Genomic DNA, 12,684 nt, shown 5'->3' with positions numbered 1-12,684 from the left:
AATTGAGGAACAGCGGGTAGTGCGACCCGCTGAGGGAAGAGAATAAAAAGAATGGCCGAAAAAATTTCAAAGTCGGGACGCCGGCAACACGCAACCATCAAGGAAGTGGCGGAACTCGCCGGAGTGTCCCAGATGACCGTGTCGCGCGTCCTGAACCGGCGCGATGTTGTGCGGGAGGCCACCCGTGCACGCGTCGAAGAGGCAATTCGCGAGCTCAAATACCGGCCCAATTTGCTCGCGCGCAGTCTGGCAGGCGGCAACTCGCTATTCATCGGCATGATCTTCAACAATCCCAGCAATTCATATCTCAGCGAATTGCTGATCGGCGCAATGAACCGCTGCCGCGAGGCGGGGCACCATTTGGTGCTGGAAGATTTCTCCTCCTACAAAGAGCCTGAAGATGTCGACGAACTCGTCGGCCGGGTCAGCGGCGCCGGGCTGGACGGCATCCTCGTCGTACCCCCGCTCAGCGAAGATGACCTGCTCTTGTCCAAGCTGGATGAAGTTGGCATTCCCTGTGTCCTGATCGCGCCGCGCACACGGTCCGGGTCCGGCACCAGCCTGTCGATCGATGACGAGGCCGCTGCAAAGCAGATGACAGAATACCTGATTGAGCGAGGCCACAAGCGCATCGGATTCGTGATCGGTGCGGAAGACCAGATCTCGTCCCATCGCCGCTATAGCGGGTTCCAGATGGCGATGGCGGAGGCCGGGCTTGAGATCGACCCGGACCTCGTGCGCCGGGGTCGCTTTACCTATCGCAGTGGCATGGAAGCGGCCGACCGGATGCTCGATATGGCAGACGCACCAACGGCCATCTTTGCGAGCAATGATGACATGGCGGCAGGTGTGATCGCTTCCGCTTTCCGGCATGGCAAACGTGTGCCCGAAGACATTTCCGTTGTCGGCTACGATGACACACCGATTGCCAGCGCGATCTGGCCACAGCTCACAACCGTGCGCCAGCCGATTGCCGAAATGGGCTATCAGTCAGTGGACCTGCTCGCCTCATTCATTGGGGACGAGGATCAGGCAGGCAAGGACCTGCACCCGGTTCTGGATGTCGCAATCATCGAACGCGATTCCGTCAAGCGCGTCAGCTAGCGCAGTCAGACAGCTCTGATTTTAAGCGATATTTTTGCAGAAAGTGTCTCGCCTGGAGACAGGGTTCTCAGGCCGGTGACGTCTGCCGAATGCCGGCTGTTCACCGCGTCGGGCGCATGGCTGACCGGCTCAACGCAGAAGAAATCCTGCCCCGGCGGCGCGTAAACGACGACATGACCCAGCGCGGGGTCAGATGCCATATCAACGCGCAGGCGGCGGCCTGGCCACTCCATTTCCGCGCTCGGTGTCGCTACTGTGTAGGCATTGTCGAGATCAAGCTGGTCGACCACGCGCCAGTCCGTCAGGTCTTCTGCCGGGGTTGGCCGGGTCAGCTGATCCGGGATCATGCCGGTCTCTGCTTTCCAGATGCGATCCACGGCCACCTTCACGCGCGCGTCCTGGCGCGGAAAATAGGGATGCCAGCCGAATCCTGCGGGCATCAACTCGTCTGACTTGTTGGTGAGGGACAGGGTCAGTTCCAGCCCGTCTTCCAGCAGTTGAAAGTCCTGTTCGGCACGATAGCGCCAGGGCCAGTCGCCGCGCTCATACTCGAACACGAGGCGCGCGCGCGCCTCATCACTGTCTGCCACCCGCCACGCGCTCAGCCAGGCTTGGCCATGAATGGCGTGCGTCTCGGGCAGGAAGTTCGGCTGCAGCGCCACACGGCGGTCCTGCCATGTGAAGTGCCCATCCGAGATTCGGCCTGAAAACGGGAAGAGGGGGAAGCCAGCGGTCTCAAGCGGGCTTCGCTCTGCATCCGGGGACAGGGGGCGCAACACGTCCTCTCCATTGTGCCTCAGCGCACCCACACTGCCGCCAAGGCCGGGCAGGAGCGTCAAAGTCAGGGGTCCATTTTCAAGTAAAAGCTGCGCCAGCGCAGGGGAATCAGCCACTGCGGGTCTCCCATATTGTTCTGTTTGCCGCTAAAAAGCATGAGAACGCTAACATGAAAAGGCGCATCGGCTGCTCTATTGGAGTGGGATGCGACAGAATTGCGAGTTTTTCCGAATTGATCTTGCGCTCTTGAGGTGGCAGATATGGAATGATAGCGTTATCATTTACGAGCGGTCGCGTTCAGATCGACTGCCAGGGAGGACTTTGGAAACGTGTTTCTAGGGATTGATATTGGCACATCCAGCGTCAAGGCGGCGTTGATCGATGAGGCGGGCCGGCAGATCGAAGTCAGCCAGGCAGACCTGCCGATCTCGCGTCCGAAGCCTCTATGGTCTGAGCAAAACCCGTCCGACTGGTGGACGGCCACGAACATGGCCGTTGCCAAGCTGGACGTGAACCGTCGCCACAAGGTGAAAGCCATCGGCCTGTCAGGTCAGATGCATGGCGCGACGTTGCTCGACAAATCCCTTGCGCCAATCCGTCCGGCCATTCTCTGGAATGATGGGCGCAGCTTTGATGAGTGCCGCGAATTGCAAGAAAACACGCCTGCCTTTGTCGAGAAGGGTGGCAATCTCGTCATGCCGGGGTTCACTGCGCCGAAGCTCGAATGGGTTCGCCGTCATGAGCCTGAGGCCTTCGAAAAAGTCGCAAAAGTCCTGCTGCCGAAAGATTACGTCCGCTTGCGGATGACAGGAGAGCTTGCATCCGACATGTCGGATTCGTCCGGAACACTCTGGATGGATGTGGCGGAGCGGACATGGTCTGAAGAATTGCTCGCCGCGTGCGGCCTGACCGTCGACCAGATGCCAAAACTCTATGAAGGCCACGAAGTGACTGGCATCCTGCGCCAGGAGGCGGCTGAGGCATGGGGCATGGATCGCGTCCCGGTCGTCGCCGGGGGCGGGGACAATGCCGCCGGTGCGGCGGGCGTCGGCGTGATTGACGAGGGTGAGGCGCTGCTCTCGCTCGGCACATCCGGTGTCATCTTCGTTGCAGGCAACACATTCCGTTCCAACCCTCAGTCTGCGGCGCATGCCTTCTGTCATGCCCTGCCGGAGCGTTGGCACCTCATGTCGGTCATGTTGAGCGCCGCAAGCTGTCTCGACTGGGCCGTCAAACTGACCGGGACATCCGATGCGGGTGAACTTGTGCGCCTTGCGCAGACAGAGGCGGGCCTGACCGGGCCTGAATTCTTCCTCCCCTATCTGTCTGGCGAACGCACACCTCACAATAATCCTCACGCGTCGGGTGTCCTGTTTGGTCTTACCCATGATTCCGGGTCCGCACAGATCGGGCAGGCCGTGCTGGAGGGCGTTGCCTTCGGTATGGCAGACGGCTTCCGGGCATTGGTCGAGTCCGGCGTTGATGTGCATTCCATTTCCGTCATCGGCGGCGGGGCGCAGTCCACCTATTGGGGACGCATCCTGTCAGCCGTTCTGGATCGTCCGATGGTTTACCGCGATGGCGCGGCGACCGGGCCGGCCTACGGCGCGGCGAGATTGGCCCGTTATTCGGTGCTGGGCGGATCGATCGAAGAAATGTTTGAAGCGCCCGAAGTGCTGCAAATCGTCGAGCCGAAGGAAGCAGACATCCACAAGCTCGCCCCGAAATATGAGAAATTCGGTACTTTGTACCGTACCCTGAAAGATACCTTCTAAGGAGATATGACCAATGGCTGACGGACAGATCAAAGTGGACGGTGACCCCGTCTTCAAGGGCATTGACCCGATCAAGTTTGAAGGACCAGACAGCGACAATCCGCTGGCCTACCGCTATTACAACAAGGACCAGATGGTCATGGGCAAGCGGATGGAAGACCATTTGCGCATGGCGGTTTGCTACTGGCACACCTTCTGCTGGGACGGCTTTGACGTCTTCGGCGGTGGCACGTTCAATCGCCCCTGGCATGGCGCCGCGAATGACCGCGCCGCAGCCGATGCGAAGATGGCCGCAGCCTTTGAATTCTTCAGCAAGCTGGGCCTGCCTTACTATTGCTTCCACGATGTCGACGTCACCGAAGAGTCAGCGACGCCGAACGAGCTGTCGAACAATTTCAAGCGCCAGGCCGATCGCCTTGCAGCCTATCAGGAAGCCACCGGCGTCAAGCTGCTCTGGGGCACCGCAAACCTGTTCAGCAATCCTCGCTTCGGGGCCGGCGGCCTGACCAATCCAAACCCGGAAGTCGCGGCCTGCGCCGTGCGTCAGGTGCGTGACTGTCTGGAAGTGACTGAAGCGCTTGGCGGTGAGAACTATGTGCTCTGGGGTGGCCGTGAAGGTTATGACACGCTCCTGAACACAGACCTCGACCGTGAGCTGAGCAATTTCGGCCGCTTCCTGGCGATGGTTGTGGACCACAAGCACAAGATCGGTTTCCAGGGCAAGATCCTGATCGAGCCGAAACCGCACGAGCCAATGTACCATCAGTATGATTTCGACTCGGCAACCGTGTACGGATTCCTCAAGCGGTTCGGTCTTGAGAACGAGGTCCATGTGAACATCGAGCCAAACCACGCCACACTCGCAGGCCACAGCTTCGCGCACGAAATCGCGACAGCGGTGTCACTCGGCATCATGGGCTCGATCGACATCAATTGCGGCAACTACCAGAATGGCTGGGATACGGACCAGTTCAATCTGGACGTTCGTGACATCACGCTGGCACTGATCGAATTGCTGCCGTCCGGTGGCCTCGACACAGGCGGCTTCAACTTCGACGCCAAGGTACGTCGCCAGTCGAGCGACGTGGAAGACCTGTTCCACGCACATGTCGGCGGTGTGGACGCGCTTGCGCGGGCGCTGCTCTCCGCGGCGGACATTCTGGAGAAGGGCGAACTCGCCAAGCTCAAATCCGAGCGCTACGCCGGTTGGGAGAATTCCGACCTCGGCAAGCTCATGCTGTCGGAAGGCGCCAGCCTCGAAAGCATCGCCAACAAGGCAGCCGAATCGGGCCTCAACCCGTCTCATACGAGCGGCCGCCAGGAAATGCTCGAAAACCTGGTGAACCGCAGCCTGAAATAGTCAGGACAGTATCGGGCCTTGCCAGCGGGGTGCCCCGATTGGCAAGGCCTTGTCACTGCAGGGACAAAAACGCTAGATTTGGCCACCATGCCTTCATGAGTGGTCGGATCGGCCTGCGGCTGTCGCAGGCAGTGAGGCCGTTTGGCTCCTGAAGGCTCCACCCAAGGAGCCGCAATGACTGACGGACTGAAAACACAACGGGCCACCGGCAACGTCCGGCCCGCCACAATCATCGACGTGGCGCGCGAGGCCGGGGTGTCTTTCAAGACGGTCAGCCGGGTGCTCAACGGCGAAACCAATGTCCGCGAAGAAACACGCGTCAAAGTGCTCGAAGCGGTCAAGACGCTCAACTATCGCACCAATCACAATGCCCGGAATTTGCGCGCGCGCCACAGCCAGATCATCTGCCTGTTCTACGCAAACCCCTCCCGCAACTATATCGGCGAAGTTCAGCTCGGCGCGCTCCAGCGCTGTCAGGCCTATGGCTACAGCCTGATCACGGAAGATTGCAGCGACAATCATTCTTCGCTTCTCGCCCTGCGCGCAGAAACCAAGCTGGCCGGCGCCATTCTCACGCCGCCACTTTCGGATGACGACAAGCTGATCTCGGAATTACAGGACCGGGGCATTCCCTTCGTCCGCATCGCGCCCGCTGAAGATGTCGAGCATGGGCAGGATGTCGCCATAGATGACGCCGCCGCCGCGCGTGAGATGACGAACTATCTCATCAAGCTCGGCCATCGCCGCATCGGCTTCATCAAGGGTGCAGACACACACGCCCAGGCGCGTCGGCGTTTTGCTGGATATTGCCAAGCGCTCGCTGAGGCGGGAATCATCAAGGTGCCCGACCTGATCCAGGATGGCGACTTCACCTTCGATTCCGGTGTGCTCGCCGCTGAGAAAATGCTCGGGCACGACCGTCGACCCACGGCGATCTTCGCCAGCAATGACGACATGGCGGCTGGCGTCCTTGCCGTTGCCTATCGCAAGCAGATCAACGTTCCGCGACAGCTTTCCGTGGTTGGTTTCGACGACACGCCGCTGGCCACCACGATCAGCCCGTCGCTGACGACGATCTACCAGCCAAGCCGTGAACTCGCCGCCGAGGCTGTCAGCATGTTGCTGGAAGAGGCGTCTCCAAACGGCGACACTCCGCGACACAAGCTGCTCGATTATCGACTGATGTTGCGCGAATCGACCGCAGCGCCAAAGGACTGACGCGCAAATCGCGAGTTCCCCAGACTGCCGCTTTCGTGTAAGTCGCGCGGCGATGACCCAGATCAAGCCTCTCCCGCATATCGCCCAGACCAAGCCCTATGTGCCCGGTGGCAAACTCGCCGGCGCCACAGGCCCCGTGATCATGCTTGCTTCGAACGAGAACCCGTTCGGGCCGAGCCCCAAGGCTATCGAGGCCATGAAAGCCGTAGCAGGCGATGTGCATGTCTATCCCGATCCCGAATACCGCGCCTTGCGGGAAACGATCGCAGAGGCAACAGGAATCGCAGATGCGAGCCGTGTGGTGGTCTCTGCGGGGTCCGATGAGATCATCCACCTTCTGACGCAATGCTATGCCGGGCCGGGCGACGAAATCCTGTTCACCGAGCACGCCTTTTCCATGTACCGCGTTTCTGCGCTTTCGCATGGCGCAACGCCTGTGACGGTGCCGGAGACAGATTTGACCGCAGGCGTGAATGCCATTCTTGGCGCTGTGTCTGAGCGGACAAAGATCCTGTTCCTCGCGAACCCGAACAACCCAACGGGCACCATGATGCCCGTCGAGGCGCTGAAGCAGTTGCAGGACGCGCTCCCGCCGCACGTCCTGTTCGTGGTCGATGGGGCCTACGCCGAATATGTCGGACCGGATTATGAGGCGCAGATTCGCGACCTCGTGGACCGCAAGGCCAACACCGTGATGATGCGCACCTTCTCGAAGATCCACGGCCTTGCCGCGCTGCGTTTGGGCTGGGCCTACATGCCGGAAGAAATCGCGGCGACTTACCAGCGTATCCGCGGCCCCTTCAATGTGAACGGCCTCGCCGTCGCTGCCGGCATGGCGAGCATTCGCGACGCTGACTTCCTGACAAAAAGCCGGGATCACAATTCTGAATGGCGCACCCGCATGACGGAGGCGCTGAATGCAATGGGGCTTCCCACGCCGCAAAGTGATGCGAATTTCATCCTGCCGGATTTCGGCACGGCCGAGCGCGCGAGTGGGGCCAATGATTTCCTCAAGGCGCGCAGCATTCTGGTGCGTGCGGTCGGCGGCTACGGTCTGCCGTCACGTCTGCGCATTACGGTTGGCTCAGCTAAGGACAATCAGGCCGTTCTGGCCGCCTTGTCGGATTTCACCGCGTCACACTGATATTGTCGATCAGACGCGTCTTGCCGAGCCAGGCTGCGCCGAGCAGGCGAGCAACCGTTCCGTGGGGCAGGGGCGCGTCTGGCAGGTCTTCCAATGAAGCGGGATCGACCAGGCTGACATAGTTCATCTCACGAAAGCCTGACGCCATGATCAGGTCGCGGGCCTCCTGAAGCACGTCAGACGGCATCGCGCCGATGGACAGGCGCATGGCTGCGCGGTGAAGCGCGGCCTGCATCGCTCCGGCTGCGCGGCGCTCTTCCGGCGACAGGTAGAGATTGCGCGACGACTGGGCCAGGCCATCGGCGTCGCGCGTCGTTTCCCCGCCAAGAACCTCAATGGGAAAGCCAAGGTCCTTCACCATGCGGCGGATGATCTGGAGTTGCTGGTAATCCTTTTCGCCGAACACGGCGACATCCGGCTGAACATGCAGGAACAGGCGCGCCACGACCGTGGCCACACCATAGAAGAAGTGGGGGCGGTAAATGCCATCCAGCAGATCCGACATTTGCTCGACACGCACATTGGTGCGCGTGCCCTCCGGATACATTTCCTCGACTGTAGGCAAATAGACCAGGTCGCAGCCAGCCGAATCGAGTTTTGCCCGATCTGCCGATTCGTCCCGGGGATAAGTGTCGAAATCCTCGCCCGGTGCGAACTGTGTGGGGTTCACGAAGATGCTGGCGATGGTTTTCGTGGCATGTCGGCCGGCTTTTTCCACAAGAGAAAGATGTCCGCCATGCAGGGCGCCCATCGTCGGAACAAATCCAATAGTTTCACCGGCTTGGCGCCATGCCCGAACCTGTTGTTGCAATTCGGCGCGCGAGCGAACGGCTGCCGTTAACTTACCTGTCGTCGAATTCACTATGAAAACTTCCCGTCTGAGGATTGTTTAAAACACTCTGCCAGAGGATTTCGTAAACGCGTTGTTAACCCATTCGGAGGAATTTCTAACTCATGACACATCGCATTCTCGCTCCGCTTAAAACCTTCGCGCTTTCTATCGGTCTCCGACTGGCTGCAGGCAAGTCCAGGGAAGCTGTAACGGCCATGCCAGAGCCGATTACAGAGTATCTGAACCCGTCGGTCGACGAGTGGATGTTTGACCGCGATGGCAGCCCGGTCACCGAATCTGCCGAGCTGTATTCCCGTGATCTGGGCCGTGTTTCCACCACACTCTCCAGCCTCCGTGGCCTGTTGACCGACATTGCGGCGCACGCCCCCGTCAGCGCTGAGCTGCCGATGCAGGCTGCGTTCGGTCCGATCATGTCTGACGATGTTCTCTTCGATGGCGAGCCGATGGCTGCACATTACGGCGAAGCGCCGCTGGAAGATGCCGACCTGTTCATGGATGTGATCAGCAGAGGCAAGCCGGCCAGCGCCGAGATGTCCCACGTCGCCTGAACCCTGAATTGCTGAAATACCCCTGAAGGAGTCGCCCGTAATGCCCGCTGATGGATTCGCACCGCTCGAAACGGTAAGCGGCCCGGACCTGTCAGCGCAGCAGCGCGAGGCCCGTGTCATTGTCGTGGGCAATGAAAAGGGCGGTGCAGGCAAGTCCACGGTGTCAATGCATTTGTCGGTCGCTTTGATGCGGATGGGCAAGAAAGTCGGCGTCATCGACCTCGACGTGCGCCAGCGCAGCCTGACGCGTTATCTCGAAAACCGCCTGCGCTGGATGCAGTCCACCGGTGCGAAGCTTCCAATGCCGGAAATCGTGCGTGTGGATGCCTCGACAGAGCGCGATCTCGACAAGGCGGAGTCCGAAGAAACCCAACGCTTCCTCAGCAGTGTAGCGCGCCTGAAAAAGGCGTGTGACTTCATCATCATCGATGGTCCGGGAGGCGACACCTATCTGTCCCGACTGGCGCATGTGAATGCAGACACGCTGATCACGCCGCTGAATGACAGCTTTGTGGATTTTGACCTGCTGGGCGATGTGAACCCGCAGACGCTGGAAGTTCTGCGTCCGAGTTTCTACTCCGAAATGGTCTGGTCCTGCCGCAAGAAGAAGGCGCAGACCTCGCGTCGTCCGATTGACTGGATCGTGATGCGCAACCGCATGTCACCGCTGGCTGCACGCAACAAGGAACGCGTCGGTGAGGCGCTGACGAATCTTTCGAAGCGGATCGGTTTCCGCCTCGCGCCCGGCCTGTCAGAGCGTGTGATCTACCGCGAACTCTTCCCGGCCGGCCTGACCCTGCTGGACCTGACAGAGAAGGGCTCCAACGTATCCTTCACGATGAGCCATGTCGCAGCGCGTCAGGAAATGCGCGACCTGCTGATCATCCTGCAATTGCCGGAACTGGTCGGGGCAGAAATCGAGTTCTGATCTCCGGACACAACAGATTTTGCGATTGGCCAGCCTTCGGGCTGGCCTTTCACGTTTCTGGGCCGCACACTCCTGCAAAAACAGGAGGACGCAGATGGTATTCAACAATAGCGACTGGCTGGCACAGGTTCAGGAAGACATCATCGACCCTGACCGCGAAATCGTCGATCCGCATCATCATCTCTGGCCCCAGGCCGATATGCACTACAACGTGCCGGAATTCCTGAGCGACCTGACCAGTGGGCATAAGATTGTGCAGACCGTTTTCATGGAATGCGGCGCGGCGTACCGCGAAGACGGGCCAGACCATCTGAAACCCGTCGGTGAAACAGAATTCATCGTTGCGGCGGCGGAGCAGATGAAGACGAAAGGCGGACCCTATATCGCGGGCATAGTTGGCCATGCTGACCTGCGCAGTTCGCATCTGGAAGAGGTGCTGCAGGCCCACATGGAGGCCGCCAAGGGGCTCTTCCGCGGTATTCGCCACGCTGGCTCGCGCGACACGAGCGGCGCGACGTTGCGCATTCCCGGCCGGGCGCCGGAACGCCTTTATGCGGATGATGATTTCCGCCGCGGAGTTCAGCTGCTGGGGGAGCATGGCCTGTCCTATGACACCTGGCACTATCACCACCAAAACCGCGATTACCTCGATCTTGTGAAGGCGGTTCCGAACACGACGATGGTGCTCGACCATTTCGGCACGCCCATCGGAATCGGACCCTATGCCGACAAGCGCGAGGAAATTTTCGAACAATGGCAGGACGATATGGCCGACCTTGCGCATTGCCCGAACGTGGTCGCCAAGCTGGGCGGTCTCGCCATGCCCGACAATGGCTGGGGTTGGCACGAGCGGGAGACGCCGCCGACCTCGGACGAGTTCGTGGAGGCGCAGGCGCGCTATTATGATCACATGATCGATTGCTTCGGCGCGGCGCGATGCATGTTCGAGAGCAATTTCCCGGTCGACCGCTGGTCGCTCAGCTATTCAGTCTTGTGGAACGGGCTGAAGAAGATTGCCGCAAAATATTCGGAAGTGGAGCAGCGCGCCCTGTTCAGCGAAACCGCCCGACGCATCTATCGGCTGTAGGCGCGTCTAGGCAGGCCGCACCAGAGCGCCTATAGCGCCGATATGGCAGTTTTTCCTTTCGAAATCTCCGCCACTGAGGGCAAGGCCCGGACTGGCGTTCTGAAAACACCGCGCGGCGACATTCGCACGCCGGCCTTCATGCCTGTCGGCACAGCCGGCACGGTGAAGGCGCTCTACATGGATCAGGTGAAGGATGCCGGGGCGGATATCATCCTCGGCAACACCTATCACCTGATGCTGCGACCGGGCGCTGAGCGCGTGCAGCGTCTTGGTGGCTTGCATGCTTTTGCGCACTGGAATGGTCCGATGCTGACCGATAGTGGCGGCTTTCAGGTCTGGTCGCTGGCGCAGCTGCGCAAGATGGATCCGGATGGGGTGACCTTCCAGAGCCATATTGATGGCTCCACTCATCGGCTGACGCCCGCGCGCAGCATCGAGATTCAGGCGGACCTGCTTGGTGCCGATATCTCCATGCAGCTGGATGAATGCACAGATTATCCCTGTACCCATGAAGAGGCCGAGCGCAGTCTCGATTTGTCGCTGGACTGGGGCCAGCGTTCGTTGGATGCCTTCGGTGACCGCGACGCGCAGACCCTTTTTGGAATTATTCAGGGGTCGAACTATGCAGACCTCCGGGAGAAATCCGCCAAGGGGGTCGTCTCGCAAGGTTTTGGTGGTCTCGCGCTTGGCGGTCTTGCCGTAGGAGAGGGGCATGATCAGATGTGCGCCACGATCGACATGACGGTCCCGCATCTGCCGGATCATCTACCGCGTTATGTGATGGGCGTCGGAAAGCCGATTGACCTGGTCGAGAGCGTTGCGCGCGGGATCGACATGTTTGACTGCGTGTTGCCGACCCGGTCAGGGCGTCATGGTCAGGCCTGGACCTGGGATGGGCCGGTGAACGTGAAGAATGCGCGTTTTGCCGAAGACGTGTCTCCGCTGGATGAGGCTGTGAACTGCCCGGCGAGCCAGGACTATTCCCGCGCTTACTATCACCACCTGTTCAAGGCCGGCGAGTATCTCGGGCCGATGCTGCTAAGCTGGCACAATACCGCGTTCTTTCAGGCGTTGATGCAGGAAATCCGCGCCTCCATCGCCGAAGGGCGGTTTGAGGCGCTGCGCACGCGTTTGCAGACAGCCTGGGCGTCGACGAAATCTAGTCCGAAGGATGAACGGGCGTAAGATTGTCCAGCTGCTTCTGCTGGTAGGCATCATAGGCGGCGGGCTCGTTCGGAGCAGTGGGGGTATCCCCCTTATAGGTAACCGCTGTGGGGTCCCGCTTTGCAGTAAAGTCCGGCCGGGCGGGCAGGGGGCAATCCTTGGCCAGTCCCATTCCTTTCAGGTAGGCGCGCTGCTGAGCGCCGATCTTGAAGGCGGTGTTGTATTTCTTCTCATAGCTTTCCGCGCCGGTGGCCTTGCGCACGATGCCGCGGAACGGGATCAGACCACGCGCCTCTGACGCAATCGCGCCCAGCGTGGCGTCTGACGCAGAATCAGCAAGTTTCTCGGTGCGCAGCCGCTCGTCAGGAACAGGCGTATCCCAGTCAGGGCCAAGCACCGCGTCGAGTGCCGCAATCTGCGCCGTGATCTGTTCGCAGGTCATTTCCTGCGGCAGCTTGTAGGGGCTTTCGACGCCTTTCAGGATTTCCGGAATAGGCTGGCGGCGCAGATTCAGATCTTCCAGCGGAGACAGGGCCGCATCGCCAAGGCCGTCACGTGTCTGGGTGTAGGCGCTGCCGGCAGCGTCTCCGACATTTTCCGTCAGATTGCCATCCGAATCGGTCTTCTGCTGAACAGGTGCAGGTTGGCTGGCGCAGGCGCCAACCAGAAGAATCACAGGAATTAGGGGCCATATACGTCTCATCTGGCGAGGGTGATGCGAAAATT

Annotated in this window: 12 protein-coding genes; 9 read left to right on the top strand and 3 right to left on the bottom strand. The window is 60.1% G+C overall.

What is annotated here, in order from left to right:
• The first annotated feature begins 51 nt into the window (after positions 1 to 51).
• Positions 52 to 1,104 (top strand): LacI family DNA-binding transcriptional regulator, encoded by a 1,053-nt coding sequence (locus HF931_RS14110; RefSeq protein WP_035552385.1) that lies wholly within the window; start codon positions 52 to 54, stop codon positions 1,102 to 1,104.
• A gap of 5 nt (positions 1,105 to 1,109) precedes the next feature.
• Here the strand turns inward: HF931_RS14110 and HF931_RS14105 are convergent, their stop codons facing one another.
• Positions 1,110 to 1,997: an aldose 1-epimerase gene (locus tag HF931_RS14105; RefSeq protein ID WP_051602711.1), complete on the bottom strand. Its 888-nt coding sequence runs from the start codon at positions 1,995 to 1,997 to the stop codon at positions 1,110 to 1,112.
• Between the two features lie 213 nt (positions 1,998 to 2,210).
• Here HF931_RS14105 and xylB point away from each other — a divergent pair, with 213 nt between their 5' ends.
• The 4 genes from xylB (at position 2,211) to hisC (ending at position 7,378) form a co-directional block, all read left to right on the top strand.
• Positions 2,211 to 3,656, top strand: coding sequence for a xylulokinase (xylB, locus tag HF931_RS14100; RefSeq protein WP_035552382.1), 1,446 nt, complete (start codon positions 2,211 to 2,213; stop codon positions 3,654 to 3,656).
• 13 nt (positions 3,657 to 3,669) lie between these two features.
• The gene (xylA, locus tag HF931_RS14095; protein WP_273240565.1) at positions 3,670 to 5,016 is read left to right on the top strand and encodes a xylose isomerase; all 1,347 of its coding nucleotides are present in this window, start codon (positions 3,670 to 3,672) and stop codon (positions 5,014 to 5,016) included.
• 174 nt (positions 5,017 to 5,190) lie between these two features.
• On the top strand, positions 5,191 to 6,234 hold the full coding sequence (locus HF931_RS14090; protein ID WP_273240563.1) for a LacI family DNA-binding transcriptional regulator: 1,044 nt from the start codon (positions 5,191 to 5,193) through the stop codon (positions 6,232 to 6,234).
• A 52-nt stretch (positions 6,235 to 6,286) separates the two neighbouring features.
• The gene (gene hisC, locus HF931_RS14085) at positions 6,287 to 7,378 is read left to right on the top strand and encodes a histidinol-phosphate transaminase (protein ID WP_273240561.1); all 1,092 of its coding nucleotides are present in this window, start codon (positions 6,287 to 6,289) and stop codon (positions 7,376 to 7,378) included.
• On the opposite strand, the gene panC is transcribed toward hisC, so the two are convergent.
• On the bottom strand, positions 7,362 to 8,240 hold the full coding sequence (gene panC / locus HF931_RS14080) for a pantoate--beta-alanine ligase (protein WP_035552377.1): 879 nt from the start codon (positions 8,238 to 8,240) through the stop codon (positions 7,362 to 7,364). The genes hisC and panC overlap by 17 nt on opposite strands.
• A gap of 92 nt (positions 8,241 to 8,332) precedes the next feature.
• Between panC and HF931_RS14075 the strand changes: the two genes are divergently transcribed.
• The 4 genes from HF931_RS14075 to tgt all read left to right on the top strand — a co-directional run bounded on the left by HF931_RS14075 (position 8,333) and on the right by tgt (position 11,979).
• Complete coding sequence (locus HF931_RS14075; protein ID WP_035552375.1) at positions 8,333 to 8,779, top strand: hypothetical protein; 447 nt, start codon at positions 8,333 to 8,335, stop codon at positions 8,777 to 8,779.
• Between the two features lie 40 nt (positions 8,780 to 8,819).
• Positions 8,820 to 9,707 (top strand): division plane positioning ATPase MipZ, encoded by an 888-nt coding sequence (locus tag HF931_RS14070; RefSeq protein ID WP_051602708.1) that lies wholly within the window; start codon positions 8,820 to 8,822, stop codon positions 9,705 to 9,707.
• 94 nt (positions 9,708 to 9,801) lie between these two features.
• Complete coding sequence (locus tag HF931_RS14065) at positions 9,802 to 10,794, top strand: amidohydrolase family protein (RefSeq protein ID WP_035552373.1); 993 nt, start codon at positions 9,802 to 9,804, stop codon at positions 10,792 to 10,794.
• 42 nt (positions 10,795 to 10,836) lie between these two features.
• Positions 10,837 to 11,979 (top strand): tRNA guanosine(34) transglycosylase Tgt, encoded by a 1,143-nt coding sequence (gene tgt / locus HF931_RS14060; RefSeq protein WP_035552369.1) that lies wholly within the window; start codon positions 10,837 to 10,839, stop codon positions 11,977 to 11,979.
• Here the strand turns inward: tgt and HF931_RS14055 are convergent.
• Positions 11,954 to 12,634, bottom strand: coding sequence for a hypothetical protein (locus HF931_RS14055; protein WP_051602707.1), 681 nt, complete (start codon positions 12,632 to 12,634; stop codon positions 11,954 to 11,956). The genes tgt and HF931_RS14055 overlap by 26 nt on opposite strands.
• Positions 12,635 to 12,684: the final 50 nt, after the last annotated feature.

This window comes from Hyphomonas atlantica corrig., from assembly GCF_017795365.1.
Taxonomy (GTDB): domain Bacteria; phylum Pseudomonadota; class Alphaproteobacteria; order Caulobacterales; family Hyphomonadaceae; genus Hyphomonas; species Hyphomonas atlantica.
Note: the sequence above shows the minus strand (reverse complement) of the source record. Positions and strands in the feature narration are given on the sequence as shown.

Coding starts and splice junctions, on each gene's coding strand:
- HF931_RS14110 (WP_035552385.1), top strand. CDS start 52: ATGGCCGAAAAAATTTCAAAGTCGGGACGCCGGCAACACGCAACCATC.
- xylA (WP_273240565.1), top strand. CDS start 3,670: ATGGCTGACGGACAGATCAAAGTGGACGGTGACCCCGTCTTCAAGGGC.
- HF931_RS14090 (WP_273240563.1), top strand. CDS start 5,191: ATGACTGACGGACTGAAAACACAACGGGCCACCGGCAACGTCCGGCCC.
- hisC (WP_273240561.1), top strand. CDS start 6,287: ATGACCCAGATCAAGCCTCTCCCGCATATCGCCCAGACCAAGCCCTAT.
- HF931_RS14075 (WP_035552375.1), top strand. CDS start 8,333: ATGACACATCGCATTCTCGCTCCGCTTAAAACCTTCGCGCTTTCTATC.
- HF931_RS14070 (WP_051602708.1), top strand. CDS start 8,820: ATGCCCGCTGATGGATTCGCACCGCTCGAAACGGTAAGCGGCCCGGAC.
- HF931_RS14065 (WP_035552373.1), top strand. CDS start 9,802: ATGGTATTCAACAATAGCGACTGGCTGGCACAGGTTCAGGAAGACATC.
- tgt (WP_035552369.1), top strand. CDS start 10,837: ATGGCAGTTTTTCCTTTCGAAATCTCCGCCACTGAGGGCAAGGCCCGG.